This is a genomic window from [Clostridium] fimetarium (assembly GCF_900111235.1).
Lineage (GTDB): Bacteria > Bacillota > Clostridia > Lachnospirales > Lachnospiraceae > Clostridium_N > Clostridium_N fimetarium.
Genome location: NZ_FOJI01000015.1, coordinates 84,034 through 101,006, shown reverse-complemented (window position 1 = coordinate 101,006; position 16,973 = coordinate 84,034). Strand labels below are relative to the sequence as shown.

At 32.5% G+C, this 16,973-nt stretch carries 16 protein-coding genes and 1 tRNA gene; 14 read left to right on the top strand and 3 right to left on the bottom strand.

The features are described from left to right. Positions 1–118: 118 nt before the first annotated feature. From BMY18_RS16775 to BMY18_RS16765, 3 genes are all read left to right on the top strand, one after another. Positions 119–1,135 (top strand): PocR ligand-binding domain-containing protein, encoded by a 1,017-nt coding sequence (locus BMY18_RS16775; RefSeq protein ID WP_092456289.1) that lies wholly within the window; start codon positions 119–121, stop codon positions 1,133–1,135. A gap of 344 nt (positions 1,136–1,479) precedes the next feature. Next, positions 1,480–2,295, top strand: a complete 816-nt coding sequence (locus tag BMY18_RS16770) for a pseudouridine synthase (protein WP_092456286.1) — start codon at positions 1,480–1,482, stop codon at positions 2,293–2,295. A gap of 423 nt (positions 2,296–2,718) precedes the next feature. Beyond that, a complete protein-coding gene (locus BMY18_RS16765; protein ID WP_092456283.1) occupies positions 2,719–3,642 on the top strand; it encodes a DUF5688 family protein in 924 nt (307 codons plus the stop codon). A gap of 15 nt (positions 3,643–3,657) precedes the next feature. Here the strand turns inward: BMY18_RS16765 and BMY18_RS16760 are convergent. After that, positions 3,658–3,730, bottom strand: a tRNA-Arg gene (locus BMY18_RS16760). An 89-nt stretch (positions 3,731–3,819) separates the two neighbouring features. Between BMY18_RS16760 and BMY18_RS16755 the strand changes: the two genes are divergently transcribed. The 7 genes from BMY18_RS16755 (at position 3,820) to BMY18_RS16730 (ending at position 11,188) form a co-directional block, all read left to right on the top strand. After that, positions 3,820–4,512: a hypothetical protein gene (locus BMY18_RS16755; RefSeq protein ID WP_092456280.1), complete on the top strand. Its 693-nt coding sequence runs from the start codon at positions 3,820–3,822 to the stop codon at positions 4,510–4,512. Between the two features lie 46 nt (positions 4,513–4,558). Then, positions 4,559–5,260: a pseudouridine synthase gene (locus tag BMY18_RS16750; protein WP_092456277.1), complete on the top strand. Its 702-nt coding sequence runs from the start codon at positions 4,559–4,561 to the stop codon at positions 5,258–5,260. Positions 5,261–5,289: 29 nt separating this feature from the next. Continuing rightward, positions 5,290–5,445, top strand: a complete 156-nt coding sequence (locus BMY18_RS21185; protein ID WP_170841458.1) for a hypothetical protein — start codon at positions 5,290–5,292, stop codon at positions 5,443–5,445. Next, positions 5,409–7,379: an NAD-dependent DNA ligase LigA gene (gene ligA / locus BMY18_RS16745; RefSeq protein WP_092456273.1), complete on the top strand. Its 1,971-nt coding sequence runs from the start codon at positions 5,409–5,411 to the stop codon at positions 7,377–7,379. The genes BMY18_RS21185 and ligA overlap by 37 nt, the downstream gene beginning before the upstream one ends. A 60-nt stretch (positions 7,380–7,439) precedes the next feature. Continuing rightward, a complete protein-coding gene (gene metA, locus BMY18_RS16740; protein WP_092456271.1) occupies positions 7,440–8,372 on the top strand; it encodes a homoserine O-acetyltransferase MetA in 933 nt (310 codons plus the stop codon). 689 nt (positions 8,373–9,061) lie between these two features. Then, positions 9,062–9,382 (top strand): rhodanese-like domain-containing protein, encoded by a 321-nt coding sequence (locus BMY18_RS16735; RefSeq protein ID WP_092456268.1) that lies wholly within the window; start codon positions 9,062–9,064, stop codon positions 9,380–9,382. Positions 9,383–9,487: 105 nt separating this feature from the next. Beyond that, on the top strand, positions 9,488–11,188 hold the full coding sequence (locus tag BMY18_RS16730; protein WP_092456266.1) for an FAD-dependent oxidoreductase: 1,701 nt from the start codon (positions 9,488–9,490) through the stop codon (positions 11,186–11,188). Positions 11,189–11,233: 45 nt separating this feature from the next. Here the strand turns inward: BMY18_RS16730 and BMY18_RS16725 are convergent, their stop codons facing one another. Both BMY18_RS16725 and BMY18_RS20825 read right to left on the bottom strand, forming a co-directional pair. Then, complete coding sequence (locus BMY18_RS16725) at positions 11,234–11,908, bottom strand: Crp/Fnr family transcriptional regulator (RefSeq protein WP_092456263.1); 675 nt, start codon at positions 11,906–11,908, stop codon at positions 11,234–11,236. Positions 11,909–12,085: 177 nt separating this feature from the next. Further along, positions 12,086–12,250, bottom strand: a complete 165-nt coding sequence (locus tag BMY18_RS20825; RefSeq protein WP_139197316.1) for a DUF6132 family protein — start codon at positions 12,248–12,250, stop codon at positions 12,086–12,088. Between the two features lie 279 nt (positions 12,251–12,529). Between BMY18_RS20825 and BMY18_RS16720 the strand changes: the two genes are divergently transcribed. From BMY18_RS16720 to BMY18_RS21180, 4 genes are all read left to right on the top strand, one after another. Next, positions 12,530–13,555: an acyltransferase gene (locus BMY18_RS16720; RefSeq protein WP_092456260.1), complete on the top strand. Its 1,026-nt coding sequence runs from the start codon at positions 12,530–12,532 to the stop codon at positions 13,553–13,555. 135 nt (positions 13,556–13,690) lie between these two features. Beyond that, positions 13,691–14,968: a LysM peptidoglycan-binding domain-containing protein gene (locus BMY18_RS16715; RefSeq protein ID WP_092456257.1), complete on the top strand. Its 1,278-nt coding sequence runs from the start codon at positions 13,691–13,693 to the stop codon at positions 14,966–14,968. Between the two features lie 163 nt (positions 14,969–15,131). Continuing rightward, positions 15,132–16,640, top strand: a complete 1,509-nt coding sequence (locus BMY18_RS16710) for an IMP dehydrogenase (RefSeq protein ID WP_092456254.1) — start codon at positions 15,132–15,134, stop codon at positions 16,638–16,640. Between the two features lie 97 nt (positions 16,641–16,737). Continuing rightward, on the top strand, positions 16,738–16,884 hold the full coding sequence (locus BMY18_RS21180) for a hypothetical protein (RefSeq protein ID WP_170841457.1): 147 nt from the start codon (positions 16,738–16,740) through the stop codon (positions 16,882–16,884). Positions 16,885–16,973: the final 89 nt, after the last annotated feature.

Sequence of the window (16,973 nt, the reverse complement as noted above, 5' to 3'; positions counted from 1 at the left end):
ATTTGTCAAGCGTTTTCGATAAAAAAGTGGGTGATTTTTAAAATATAGGAGTTGAAACCCTTATAGAATAAGGGCTGGAGATTCCGAGAAGTTATTATAATTACTTAGGAGGAAAGCGATGGAAAATAATAAAATCGAGTTAAAGGATGTTTTGGATTTAGTAGTTCTTCAAAAATTTCAAGATAATTTTGCGGAAAGTATGAATCTTGCAAGTGTTACAGTAGATTCGAATGGCGATCCGGTAACAAAACCAAGTTCATATACAAGTTTTTGTATGAAGTTTGTTCACTCAACTAAGGTTGGTGATGATAGATGTGCGGAGTCTCATAGAAAGGGTGGCCAGGAAGCTGCTAGAACAGGAAGACCATATGTATATAAATGTCATGCAGGTCTTATCGATTTTGCAGCTCCTATTATTGTTAATGGAACACAAATTGGTACGATTCTTGGTGGTCAAATACTTACATCAAAACCAGAAGAACAAAGCTTTAGAAAAACAGCTAGGGAAATTGGCGTTAACGAAGACAAATTTGTTAAGGTTGCGGATGAAGTTAAGTTGATGACAGAAAAAAACATTGAGGCGGCGGCTGAGGTTCTATTTATCGTAGCGAACGCACTATCTCAGATAGGCTATCAAAAATATAAATTAAAAGCCATGAGCGGTGATCTGGTAGAAAACTTTACGCAGATTTCTGCAGTTATGGAAGAACTTGCAGCTTCATCTGTTAATGTTAATGAAAACCAGAGTATGCTAAATGCAGAAATAATAAATGTTAAAAATATTTCAGAAAAGATTAATGTTATATTGGATTCTATTAAGAGTATAGCAGATCAGACAAAAATGCTAGGTCTTAATGCTGCGATTGAAGCGGCTCGAGCTGGAGATGCTGGAAGAGGATTTGCAGTGGTAGCTACGGAGATAAGATCACTTTCGCAGAGTTCAAAAGAAACAGCAATGCAAATTGTAAAATTAACTGATAATATTCAGAAGTCAGTGCAAAAGACCTTGAAAATATCAGATTCAACAATGGAAAATACAGAACAGCAGTCAGCTGCGATACAACAAACAACAGCAAGCGTTGAGGAAATTTTAGCATTGACGAATGAACTTAATTCTATGGCAAATGAAAAGTAAGATAAACATAAAAAGACTTATCTGGAATTTTAAGATAAGTCTTTTGTGTTTAAATAATAGAAAAAATACATTATATATGAATGTGAACCCCGAATAAAGTATTGTTTATTATCAGACATTCAGTTATAATTTCCATATTCCTATGAAACGTGATAAAGGAGTATGAATTTATTATTAGTTACAGATGATCCGGTTCCAAGTGAAAGCAGAATGCTGACAACAGATGTATTTGATTATAATTCAATATAGATATGATTCCGTTCAATAGAGTGAGTTTAGTTGAAAAAATATTAGGATAGCTAATAAAAATAACGGTTACTAAAAAGGATGCAAAGGACTGGAATATGAGATTAGATAAATTTTTGGCATTGGCATCGGTGGGGACAAGAAAAATTGTTCGAAACTATGTGCTAGAGGGTAAGGTGACTGTTAATAATCAAAAGATAGAAATTCCGGCAGCAGAGATTGATGAAAATGCGGATGATATTAGGTATCTTGGCAAAAAGGTCGTACAGATAGGTAAGATGTACTATATGTTTCATAAACCAGCGGGATGTATTACCGCAAGGAAAGATGAAAACAGTAAAACCGTACTTGATTATTTTGATATTGACAATATGGATGGACTTTTTCCGGTAGGAAGATTGGACAAAGACACTGAGGGGTTACTTCTTTTGACGAATGATGGTGAGTTCAATCATAGATTAATGTTTCCTGACAAGCATGTAGAAAAAACTTACTTTTTCTGGGCGTTTGGATCCCTAGATGTTGAAGCACAAAACCACCTTAAAATGGGAATAAATATTGGAGAAGATGAAGCATTGGCAAAAGCCATAAAAATAGAGGTGATAGAAGAAGGACTTTACCAAGAACTGAAAGATAAAATGAATATTAATGAAATAAATATTCATAAAGTAAAGGATATTAGAAGAGATTCTTATCCGCAACTTGTTGTATCCGGATATCTTACAATATCGGAAGGTCGGAAGCACCAAATAAAAAGAATGTTAAAAGCAGCAGGGTGTTATGTTGTTTATTTGAAAAGAGTTTCAATTGGTGAACTTATATTGGATGAATCACTTGAAAAAGGCCATTATAGGGAGCTGACAGAACAAGAGATAAATAAACTGTATCAAAATGATTTGATTACATCGGCGTAGAAACATATATAATATATATGTTAATTTATACTAAAAAAACGTATTGATATTTTTACAGATATATGTTAACATTATTACATATAAAACTCCTCGCATTATTAGCTGGATTTCTATTTTACAATGCTGTTTTCATAATTCTGTTTTTATAATTTTATTTTCATAATTTCATTTTATAATTTTATATTTCATAATTTCATTTCACAATCCAATTTTACAACTATTTCACGATTTTATTGTCTCAGAGGTGCTCCATTCTAATACTCTAATTCGGGACATATCATTATCGCACTTTGCGATACTTTATAGCTGTATTTATGCTATTCACTCTATTCTCTAGATGAGAATAATCGAACTTTTAATCAGTTTTTAGTTTTAAAATAACCCGAATAGGGATATTAATATTTTAAAAGAGAAGGAGAGTTAATGAATTACGAAGGATTTTTGACTCAAGTACAGAAAAGCGTAAGTGATATTATGGGGGAGGAGGGGAAAGTATCAGTCAGTCACATAATTAAGAACAATGGTATGGAGTTGGATGGTTTAATTATTATGATGGAAAATAGCAATGTGTCACCAACTATATATTTAAATTCTTATTATGCAGAGCATTGCGCAGGAAGACCATTTGAAGAAATTGTTGATAATATTATGGAAGTTTATCTTGAAAATAAGGACAAAGTATCAATATGTGCCGATTTCTTTTTGAATTTTGAAAATATCAAGGATAAAATAGTATATAAAGTAATCAACTATGATCAGAACAAAAAACTTTTACAAAAGGTGCCACATAAAAAGATTTTAGATTTAGCAGTTGTATTTTACTGTCTGATTGAACAGGGAGAACTAGGGAATGCAACCGCTTTGATTTATAACACGCATATGCAAACTTGGAATGTTGATGTTGACACCATTTATGAAATCGCTATGGAAAACACACCTAAGCTATTGAAGTCTAATATTAAGAAAATGGCAGATATAATTAAAGAATTGTTTATGCAGGAAAATAATATTAGTGAAGATGAAGGTTTAGATATATTTGATAAAATGGATACAGATGATATATCAGCAGATATGTTTGTTTTAACCAATATTTCAAGAATCAACGGAGCAGCATGTATGCTTTATGAAGATGTCTTAAGCAATTTCGCAAATTCTATTGATAGTGATCTATATATTCTCCCAAGTAGTATTCATGAAGTGATAATCGTTCCCCAAGTTAATAATTTAGATAAAACTGAATTGTGTCAAATGGTAAAGGAAGTAAACGCAGAAGGAGTCGCAGACGATGAAATTCTTTCTGACCACGTCTATGTGTATAATAGAACTGATCACACAATCACATTATAAGAATGAAATATAAAATGCGTATGATGGGAATCGGACCCACGACCTTTCGCTCCGGAGGCGAACGCTCTATCCACTGAGCTACACACGCAATATTTATATAATACAGCAAAATAGTTCTATTTTCAATTGAAATTATCTAAATTATCTGATAAAATTATAATCAAAGGCGGTGTGACGTTGAAATATAGACTTGAAGAGATATTTAAAAAGTATAATATATTTAAATATGTATCTTATATGCTCATTTTAATTGCTGTGGTGGTTATCATAATAGCATTGTTACCAGTGAATAGTAAAACAACTTATTCTACTGGAGAAGTTGTAATTCGAAATGCTGAATCAGACGTTATTGAGACTGCACTTGGTGAAACGGGAAGTGCAATAATTTCAGTGAAAACATTTTCTAAGAATAGTTATCCAATTATCAATCAGTTAGTTGGAAGGTATTATGATGCTTTGATGTCTAATGATGGCACAAAACTTAGTAAATATACAGATAGCGTTGAAAATATTGATCCGTTAAAGCGTATAATCAATTCGCAATATATTGAATCATATCAGGGATTAGACTGTTATACTATGACAGGATTAATTGAAGGAACCTATATTGTAGTTGTTTTGTATCAAGTAAAGTATAAGAATATTTTAACTGTGACATCTTATTTGGATTATTTTTATGTGTGTACGGATTTAAGTGGTAATGTTTATATAACGAACAAAGCAGTCAGCGATGAAGTATCTGCTTATAATCAATTGATGTATGAGAATAATACGATTAAGGGATTAGAGCAGTTTGTAGCGAATGAATATGACGCCGCACTTAAAAATGATGAACAATTGGCTGAATTTGTTAAGAATCTTCAGCAATAAATGAGTGAAAAATTCGTTAATATAGATAGTAAGGAAAAGAATGCATATGGAAGTTCGAATTAATAAATATTTAAGTGAAGCTGGGGTGTGTTCAAGACGTGAAGCAGACAGGCTTATTGAAGCAGGTAAGGTAATGATAGATGGGAAATCGGCTATAACTGGAAGTAAAGTGACAGACGGACAGGTAATTAAAGTCAATGGAACAACCGTTACCAAAGAGGAAGAATTAATCCTTCTTGCATTCAATAAGCCGGTTGGCGTGGTTTGCACAACAACGGATAAGCAAGGAAAGAACAATATAGTTGATTATATTGGTTATGAAAAGAGAATATATCCCGTTGGAAGATTGGATAAAGACTCCCAGGGCTTGATTTTAATGACAAATGACGGAGATATTATGAACAAGATATTAAAATCTGTAAATGGTCATGAAAAAGAATATGTGGTAGAGGTTGATAAGTCTGTTACAGAAGAATTTATTCATAAAATGAGTAATGGAATTTATTTAGAAGCGTTAGACAGAAAAACAGACCAGTGCTTCGTGAAAAAGGAAGGCAAGTTTTCATTTAGAATCATCCTTACGCAGGGTCTTAATAGGCAAATCAGAAGAATGTCAGAAAGTCTTGGATATAAGGTTACAAGATTGGAAAGAATTCGTATTATGAATATCAAATTAGCAGGAATTCCGTTAGGACAATATAGAAAAGTTTCGGATGAAGAATATAGGATACTTTGCAGTATGTTGTAATTGGAGATTGAAGAATATGGCGATTTGAATTGAAGAATATTAGATGGTTTGTAGTGTATCATGATTGGGAATTGAAAAATATAGATAAATTAGTATGTGATAATTGGACAAGCAGAAATAGCAAAATATATAGAAAAATTGGTGCGATATGGACGGTAGTATTTCAAGAATCAAAGAATTGGTAGAATTATTAAATAAAGCTGGTAAAACTTATTATGCAGAGAGTCAAGAGATTATGACTAATTTTGAATATGATAGTTTATATGATGAACTTGTTAGTTTAGAGAAGGAAACTGGCTGCATTTTATCGAATAGTCCAACAGTTAATGTGGGTTATGAAGTGGTAAGTGAATTACCAAAAGAAAAACATGAAAAACCAATGCTTAGTCTTGATAAAACAAAAGACGTCGATGTCCTTGTAAGTTGGTTAGGAGCTCAGACCGGATTGCTTTCTTGGAAATTGGATGGACTAACCGTAGTTATCACATACGATAATGGAATACTGCAAAAGGCAGTTACAAGAGGGAATGGAGAAATTGGGGAAGTAATTACAAATAATGCAAAAGTATTTAAAAACATCCCAGTCACAATTCCTTATAAAGGGCAGCTTATTATTAGAGGAGAAGCAGTCATTACCTATTCAGATTTTGCTAAGATTAATGAGTTAATTCCAGAGGCAGATGCGAAGTACAAAAATCCACGAAATCTTTGTAGTGGTTCCGTAAGACAATTAAACAATAGAATTACTGCACAACGTAATGTAAATTTATTCGCATTTTCATTGGTGAAAGCCGATGGAATTGACTTTGAAAATTCTCGAAAAAAACAGTTAGATTGGTTAAAACAGCAAGGCTTTTCAACCGTTGAATACAAGATGGTTAATAACGAAAATTTACGAGATGCAGTTCAATGGTTTGAAGAAACCATTGGATCAAATGATTTCCCATCAGACGGCTTAGTTATTTTATATGATGATATTGAATACGGAGATTCTCTTGGAAGAACTGCCAAATTTCCGCGTAATTCAATCGCTTTTAAATGGACTGATGAAACAAAAGAAACAACGCTTCTAGAAATAGAGTGGAGCCCATCAAGAACAGGCCTTATTAACCCGATTGCAATATTTGAACCAGTCGATTTGGAAGGTACACAGGTAAGCCGCGCAAGCATCCATAATATCAGTATTATGGAGGCGTTAGAACTTGGTTGTGGTGATACTATCGTTGTGTACAAAGCCAATATGATAATCCCCCAGATAGCTGAAAACCTCACGAAAAGTGGGGTAAAGGATATTCCTAAATTATGCCCGGCTTGTCAATTTGAGGCTTTAATTAAGCAGCAAAATGGAGTGAAATCACTATATTGTACGAATCCCTTGTGTCAGGCAAAACATATTAAAAGTTTCGAACATTTTGCGGCAAGAGATGCAATGAATATGGATGGTTTATCTGAAGCTACACTAGAAAAATTTATTCAACATGGTATGATCAAGAAATTCACAGATTTATATCATTTAGAACAATACAAAGATTTGATTGTTACTATGGAGGGTTTTGGAGAAAAATCTTACGAGAATTTAATCAATTCAATTGAAATTTCAAGAAAAACAACTCTAGCGAAATTGATCTATGGCCTAGGAATCGGAAATATAGGATTATCCAATGCGAAAATGATATGCAGACAACTTGGCAATGATATCGATAAGATAATCAATATCAACCGTGAGGAGCTTCAAGAAATTGGTGGGATTGGTGATGTTATTGCCGATACATTTGTCTCTTATTTTGAAAATGCAGACAACAAAAGCCTTTTTAATGATTTACTGAAAGAATTAGATATTGCGATTGAGGAAACATCACAGGAAAACAATATATTAGACGGCAAAACATTTGTAATTACGGGTTCTGTAGAACATTTTGAAAATAGAAATCTATTAAAAGACTTTATTGAGAGTTTAGGTGGAAAAACTACAGGTTCAGTAACCGGTAAAACAGATTATTTAATTAACAATGATAGTATGTCAGCATCCTCCAAAAATAAGTCGGCTGCAAAATTAGGTGTTCCGGTTATCACAGAGGAAGAATTCTTAAAACTTGCAGAAAGAGAAGATTTGTTGTAATATTAATTTTAATAACCACAAATCGTGTATGTAAATTTAGAGAAAGGCTGGTGTTCTAATATGCCAATTAAAATAATGAGCGATTTGCCCGCAAAGGCAAAACTTGAAGATGAAAATATATTCGTAATGGACGAGAATAGGGCACTTGAACAGCAAATCAGACCGCTTCAGATTTTGATTTTGAATTTGATGCCTTTAAAGCAAGATACTGAATTACAATTACTTAGAGCAATGTCTAACACTCCGTTACAGATAGACATCACATTTATGCAAATGGAAACACATGTATCTAAAAATACGTCCGCATCCCACTTACTTAAGTTCTATAATACATTTTCTGAAATTAAAAAGCAGAAATTTGATGGAATGATAATTACAGGGGCGCCAGTGGAACAACTTGAATTTGAGGACGTTAATTATTGGAATGAAATATCTGAAATAATGGAATGGTCAAATACACATTGTACTTCAACACTACATATATGCTGGGGAGCCCAAGCAGGATTATATTATCATTATGGTGTCAGAAAAGAAATGTTGAAGGAAAAATTGTCAGGAATATATAATCATACTGTATTAGAACGCAAAGTTCCTTTAATGAGAGGCTTTGATGATATATTCTTCGCGCCAAACTCTAGATATACAGGGGTATCAAAAAAAGATATAGAGGCAAATGAAAAACTTACAATATTAGCAGAGTCGGAAGAGTCCGGTGTATATATTGTATTAGCTGATGAAGGTAAGCATATATTTGTGCTTGGTCATCCCGAATATGATAGACTTACGCTAGACCTAGAATATAAAAGAGATCTAGAAAAAGGAATCAATCCATCAATTCCAGTTAATTACTATCCAAATGATGATGTAATGCAAAAACCTAACTTATCTTGGAGAAGCCATGCGAATAACTTGTATACGAATTGGCTAAATTATTACGTTTATCAGATCACTCCATATGAGTTGGATAGTGATGGAGAAGATTATAATATATAGAATGAATGATTTTTGTAAATATGATAGGATAAATAGGCATTCTAGTTCGAATTGAACTGGAGTGCCTTTTGATATTATAAATGCTATACTAATATATCAGTCTCACTAAAATGAAGAATTCTTCGATTATTCTAACTAAATAATAGAACATTTTACGTTGAAAAAGGCTTGTTACCATGTTGATTCATTACAAAATATTCAGAAATATCCCATATTTATTAATAAAACCTGTAAATTCTAAAATTTTCATTAAATGGTTTAAAATACCATTGCGTAATATATCAGATTGTGATATATTATGAATATGAAATACCTTAGAGGTATTTTCAAAACCCCTTATTAATTATTTAATCCCCTCAAAGCATCTACATCCCCTGTAGATGTTGTTGTACAAAGTAACCTGACTCCCCTCATGGTTACTGCAGAAAAGACATTCATGTCCCCCATGAATGTCTTTTTTGCGTAAAAAATATGTATATCTTTAGAGTATGTATATTATATATGCCAATAGATTCAATATAAATGGGACTAGTACTGATTCCTATCATTCATATCATTCATATCCATGGATTAATCTCCAATCAATATCATATGTGATTCAGTCACAGATAACTGTAGACAAGATGATATAATTAAAATATAAAAGCAAGAAGAATTATATCACTTGTGAATTTAGGAGGAAGATTAATATGATTGAATTATTAAACAAAAATGAGGCTAAAGTTATTAATGTGAATGATATGGCTAGTTTGATTGGTAAAGTTGAGTTGATTGATATTAGAGAAATATATGAATTTAACAGTGGAAGCATAGTGGGTGCTATAAACATTCCAATGGGTAATCTTTTAATGGAGCCTAACAAATATTTAACAAAAGAGAAGACATACTATATTATGTGCCAATCCGGCGGAAGAAGCGGAAGTGCTTGCGCAGAACTTTCAAAACAAGGATTTGATGTTGTAAATGTTTCTGGTGGTATGGGATCATATGTAGGCACAAAAAGAAATTAGAAAATAAGAAATAGAAATTAGAAAATAAGAAATAGAAAATAGAAAAAAATTAGAAAATAAGAAATAGAAATTATAGAATTAATTAAATTAAGGAGGAGTCAAATCATGATACGAAAGATATTAATTATCGGAGGAGTTGCCGGCGGCGCATCAGCTGCAGCAAGACTTAGAAGAAATAGTGAAGAAGATCAAATTATTATGTTTGAAAAAGGGCCTCATGTCTCATTTTCAAATTGTTCACTTCCTTACCACTTAAGTGGGATAATAAAGGAAGCCGAGGATTTGGTTTTAATGAATCCAGAATTATTTTTAAAGCAATATAATATTGATGCAAGAGTCAATAATGAAGTAATAGCCATAGATAGAAAAAATAAATCTGTAATTGTAAAAAATATTTTATCTGGTCAAAATTACACAGAAACTTATGACAAACTTATATTGTCACCGGGTGCATCACCAATTGTGCCCAATATCCCTGGAATGGAAAATGTTAAGGTGTTTACCATAAGAAATGTGGTAGATATAGATAAACTCAACAAATTCGTAAAGCAAATCAAGCTAAAAGATATTGCTGTAATTGGTGGTGGATTTATAGGAGTTGAGGTTGCTGAAAATCTAAGAAAAGCTGAATATAATGTTACTTTGATAGAAGGTACTGACCAAGTACTTAGGCCTTATGACTATGATATGGTTCAAATATTTCATAAAGAGATTGTTGATAAAGGGATAGATTTGATTCTTGAAGATACAGTTATTAAATTTGAAGAAAATAAAGTGATTCTATCTTCGGGCAGAAAAGTAGACGCTAATGTAGTTGTTATGGCAATAGGTGTATCACCAGAAACGAGACTTGCAAAAGATTCTGGAATTGAAATAGGTGTAACCGGAGCAATTAAGGTAGATAAAAATTACCAGACAAATGATCCTGATGTCTACGCAGTTGGCGATGCCATAGAAGTGTATCATGCATTAACTCATACAATGACCAAATTATCGTTAGCAGGTCCAGCACAAAAAGAGGCAAGAGCAGTAGCCGATCATATTAACAATAAAAGTACTTTAAATAAAGGTTATATCGGTTCATCAGCAATTGAAGTCTTTGATTATAATGGCGCAGCTACAGGTTTAAATGAATCAATAATTAAATTACTTGATTTAAAAGTCAACTATGATGTCGTTCGAGTAATACTCACTGATAAGGTAGGGATTATGCCAGGTGCAGCACCGATGCATTTTAAATTATTATTTGAAGTCCCAACAGGAAAAATTTTAGGTGCGCAAGCAATTGGCAAAGGTGATGTTACTAAAAGAATTGATGTAATTGCTACAACCATAAAATTCGGAGGAACATTAGAAGATTTAAAAGATGTGGAATTATGCTATGCACCGCAGTTTTCAACTGCAAAAGATATTGTGAATTATGCCGGATATGTGGGTACCAATCTTTTGAATAAAGAATTTAAGCAAGTGAACGTTGATAAGGTTAGAGAACTTGTAGAAAGCAATCGTTTTATAGTAGACGTTAGAGAACAAGGTGAGTTTGCAGGTGGACATATAAAGGGAGCAACGAATATACCGTTAAGTGAACTAAGGGAAAGAATAAACGAAATTCCAAAGGACAAGCCAGTATATATTCATTGCAGAACAGGTCAAAGAAGCTACAATGCAGTTTTAGTACTACAAAATTTAGGATTTCATAATGTTTATAATATAGCTGGAAGCTTTTTAGGATTATCTTTTTATGAATACTATAATGACTTGAGACTTCAAAGAGAACGCATTGTAACGGAATATAATTTTAGATAATACAACAATATAGCTGCATAAAATAAACCAATACAGAAGGATAACTTATAAAAGTTCTTTTAATTTTTCCTTATCAATAACATGAATTAGCCCTCTGGATTGCTCGAGAATTCCTTGTGATTGGAATATCTTTAACATACGAGAAACAACTTCGCGGGCACTTCCAATGTACTTTGCAATCTGTTCCTGTGTAAGACTGATTTTAGATGAGTTTGTCTTAGCCATTTCATCTAACAGAAATATAGCTAGTCTTTTATCGAATCGCATAAATAAAATTTGTTCCATTGCCCACATAACATCAGAAAATCTTTCGACAGTATTTTTATATGAAAAATTTTCAACATAGACATTTTGATTGCTAAGTTTGCTAAAAGCACTAATGTTTAACAGAAAAGCCTCTGTATCATCTTCGGCATCAATGTGTACATCAAAGGTAATGCTATTTAAAATGCAGGACGCAGATAGAACGCAAATGTCACCAGATGAAAGTCGATATAATGTTACTTCACGACCATCCTCTGACAAAATGTAGACGCGTAATGCACCATGTTGTACAAGAAGAACACCCAAGCATTTACTATCAGCACTGTGAATGTTTGAACCCTTGCTATAAGTAACTTTTGAGATATTATTTTCTAAAATATTTTTTTCTGCATCACTTAATTTCCCCCAGAAGCTTAGGCGTGATTCAACAAATGTTAATTCCTCTTTTTCTAACATATAATCCTCCGATTTTTGTCTTATTATACTAAAATTATTACAAGAACAAAGTAATGTGCGATAATATTACTTTGTTCTTGTAATAATTTAGATATACTTTCAATGGTTTTTATTAGTAAGTAATAACACCATAATTCCAGCTAATTTAGAAGAAATTGGACAAACCCATTTCATATTTTATATAAGATTGCTTACCAAAAGTCCAAGAAATGCTCCATAGATTGTTGAAATATAACGGTTTGATGTGATAGGGCATGTGCCATCAGGACAGCCAACTTTTTTATAATAAAGAAAACCTAAAAATCCACCTACTAGAATTCCTATTATCATTTTTATTGTCATTTTATTTTACCTCCGTAGTATAGTTGCTTAATAATTGAAATTATAACAATATAGATGGAGTTAATCTGTGATGAAATCACATTTGTTTTGAAAAATAGCCATCGTATTCTTGTGAATTTAGTCATGAGTAGTTCAGTACAAGAAACTGAAATGACTTTATATAATACTATGCACACCTTTACAAAACACACATAACTTGATAATAAATGCATAATAAAGTATGTTCCGTTCGGACTATATAATGTTTGGTATGGATGATATGTAATAGTGGAGATATTTATGGGAGAAGTAAGTGCAAATATTAACGTTAATAAAAGAAAAATGTGGATTGACTATCTTAGAATAATATCGGCATTTGCAGTTATTATGATACACGTTGTTTATTTAGGGAGGTTAACCTTTTGGGTTGGAACGGATACAACCATTTGCTTGATTTTTTTCAACTCTTTGTGTTTCGCAGTTCCAATTTTTGTTATGATTACTGGATATCTGCAACTGAATCCAGAAAAAGAATATAACTTCAAAAAGTCAATAATAAGAATTGTTTCGGTTCTTTGTATATTTGGTGTGATATATGCCTGGATGGAATTGATTTTTATTGAGCACGCTATATCGTTTGATCAGATTGGAAAGACAATTATTAATATGATTCAAGGGAAATCATGGGTTCATTTATGGTATTTATATATGCTTATTGGTCTTTATCTTATTATTCCTTTTTTGCGAACTTGGATAAAATATGCGAGTGAGAGAGAAATAAAATACTTCTTGATTTTAAATTTCGTTTTTAATAGTGTGTTAGTGCGATTGGCTCACTACGGAATTAGTTCTGCATTTTATATTCAGATTTCAACGATATTCCCATTTTATTTGGTCTTGGGATATTATTTGGGGAATTATCGAAAGAAAGTTTCTGGGAAAGTTATCGGAATAGCGTGGTGTGTGTGCTTGGTATCTCTATATATTGTATCTGCATATTTGAAAATTCTATTTGATGCGTATAACTATAATAATATCATTACTATAGTTATGGTAATCTTGATTTTTCTTACCTTTAAAACCTTGCCAGAAGTTCATTGGGGCAGAAATGCCAAGGCTTGTATAGATTCATTTGCAAGATGCAGTTTTGGTATATATATACTGCATATGGTATTTGTAAATGCATTATATAAGTTTCTTAAAGTAAATCCTTATAAATATTGGACCGTCATATTTTGGATTGTTATTTCGTTAGTGATTTTTATTTTATCATGGATAACAAGTTTGTTATTGATGAAGTTGCCTTTCTTTAGAAAAATTCTATGACCTATTTTGGGTGACTTATTCTATTTTATTATAATGAATAATTAATATATTAAAGAAAAAATCATAAAGGCCAAGTGGGTATGCTTTTAAACGAGCCATCATATAATTAAGTAAATATTGTTTGGAGGCACAAATATGACAATTCACGTAGTTCAAAGTGGAGAAACGATTAATTCTATTGCTGATAAATATAGTGTATCAGCGGAAAGACTAATAATTGAAAATGGAATAAATATCCCAGTTAGATTAGCTGTGGGAGAAACCCTTGTAATACTTCATCCTGAGATTACTTATACAATCCAGCAGAATGATACTTTAGACAGTATTGCGGATAAATATAAAGTTACTATATTTGATCTTCTACGGAATAATCCGTATCTTTCAGATAGAGAATATATTTATCCAGGAGAGATAATTGTGATAAAGTATGAGGGGGATAAAATCAGGGCAATAGCAACCAATAGTTATGCATATCCATTTATTGATATGAGTGTACTAAAGAAGACATTACCGTTTTTAACCACGTTGACTGTTTACAGTTATGAGGTGACAGCGCAAGGAGATATAAATGATATTGAAGATAATGAAATTATTCAGATGGCGAAAGCATACGGCGTTGCGCCTATTATGATGCTGACAGCATTATCAAAAAGTTTGGAAGAAGAAATTAATGTAGTACATTCGATAATATCAAGCAAGGAAAATCAGGAGCGATTATTTAATAATGTTCTTCGTATTCTACAAACCAAAGGATACAGTGGATTGAGCATTAATACACCATATTTAAGCCCGAGTGATCGTAGTCTATATGAAGACTTAGTTATAAAATTCACTGATCGTCTATCAAAGGCGGGATATAAAGTATTCATTACCTTTAGTATTCGTATTTTTCAATTATTGACTGGAATTATTTTTCCAGGACTTGATTATACTAAACTTGCGCAAAAAGTAGATGGCATTACTTTAATAAGCTATACATTTGGATATACGCAAGGAATCCCTCCAGGAACAACTTCGATGGAAACTTTAAGACGATTTATTGAATATTCAACTAGATTAATACCGGCCGAAAAAATACTTGGCGGAGTAAACGTTATAGGATATGTATGGAAGTTACCTTATATTCCGAATGTATCAATGGGGATGTCAATCAGTTATGATTCAGCAATTCAAATTGCTCTAGAAAATAATACAGAGATTCAATTTGATGAAATCACGAACACTGCATATTTTACATATATCGCAGGTGATGAATATGTCGTTCGGTTTTGGGATGCAAGAAGTATAGATAACTTTGTAAAGGTCGTACCGGAATTCGGATTAAAGGGTATCAGTATTTGGAATATTATGACCTGGTTTCCACAGATGTGGTTGGTCATTAATTCGCAGTACGAGATAGATAAAGTATTATAAATGCTTGTACATTTATAATAAAGATAATGGATCTTTGTATTTGAAATGCAATTAAAAATGATATATATCAACGTATATTAGTGGATATCGTCAAAACGACTTGTGTTTTCCATAAATAGCATATATAATTCAAGTATAATTTTTCTTAAGGAGTTAATAAAAAATGGCATATTATTATGATGAACCATCACATACTTTCAGTGAATATTTATTGGTACCAGGGTATTCTTCTACAGAATGCATACCAGCAAATGCTTCGCTAAGAACACCAATTACAAAATTTAAAAGAGGTGAAGAACCTGAAATCTCTATGAATATTCCGCTCGTTTCTGCCATTATGCAATCTGTTTCAGATGATAAAATGGCGATTGCACTTGCAAAAGAAGGCGGTATTTCTTTTATTTATGGATCTCAAAGTATTGAACAACAAGTAAAAATGGTTAGAACAGTTAAAAACTATAAAGCTGGATTTGCTTCAAGTGATTCTAACATTAGACCAGATCAGACATTAGAAGATATTCTCGTTTTAAAAGAAGAAACAGGACATGGAACGGTTGCTGTCACTGATGACGGTACACCTAACGGCAAATTAATCGGAATTGTAACAAGCAGAGATTATCGTGTCAGCCGTTTGGACAAAAATACAAAGGTTAGCGAGTTTATGACGCCAATCGAAAATGTTATTTATGCAAAAGATGATACAAGCTTAAAAGAAGCGAACAATATTATATGGGAACATAAACTCAATGCGTTACCAATCCTTGATAAAAACCAACGACTAGTTTCGTTTGTATTTAGAAAAGATTATGATTCACACAAAGAAAATCCATTTGAATTATTGGATTCTTCAAAGAGATATGTTGTAGGAGCCGGTATTAATACAAGAGATTATGCAGAACGTGTTCCTGCATTGGTTGAAGCTGGCGCAGATATTTTGTGCATTGATTCATCAGAAGGTTTTTCGGAATGGCAGAAGATTACGATTGCATATGTTCGTGAAAAATTTGGTAGCAGTGTTAAGATTGGTGCGGGCAATGTTGTAGACAGTGATGGCTTTCGATTCCTAGCCGAAGCAGGTGCTGATTTTATTAAAATAGGTATCGGTGGTGGATCAATTTGTATCACTCGTGAGACAAAAGGTATCGGCCGTGGACAAGCTACAGCTGCTATCGAAGTAGCTAAGGCAAGAGACGAATATTTTGAAGAAACAGGTGTTTATATACCAATCTGTGCAGACGGTGGTATTGTTAATGATTATCATATTACACTGGCACTTGCTATGGGATGTGATTTTTGTATGCTTGGAAGATATTTCTCTCGTTTTGATGAAAGTCCTACCAATAAAGTTATTGTAAATGGTAACTATATGAAAGAATATTGGGGAGAAGGATCTGCAAGAGCAAGAAACTGGCAAAGATATGACATGGGAGGCGATTCCAAGCTTTCATTTGAAGAAGGCGTTGATTCCTACGTACCATATGCTGGAAGCCTACATGATAATTTGATCATTTCCTTAAACAAAGTTCGTTCAACAATGTGCAATTGTGGTGCCTTAAGTATTCCAGAATTACAGAAAAATGCGAAACTCACTTTGGTTTCTTCTGTAAGTATTGTTGAGGGTGGCGCACATGACGTCGTATTAAAGGATAAAAATATAACACTCACGAAGTAAGAGAAACATAGAAAGCTTACTATCGTTAATTCGATTAACTAATATCTATAATGCATAATTTCGTATTTTGAGTAGATACTAAATGCGAGGTGATTATATGAATAAGAGTGAAACGGAAAAGATGCAGCAAAAAATTAGTAACCAAGAGTTTAATAGCGTTACTGAAAAGGTAAAAGTCGAGAACCAAAACCAGCAGCACAATGTAAAAAAAGAAGGACTACAACCGATAAATCAAAAGCGATGACAGTATTAAAATCATAATTTAAATTTAATTTCTAAATAGCTAAAGTGCAATAATTGTACACTTTGGCTATTTTTTTATTTTTGAATAGG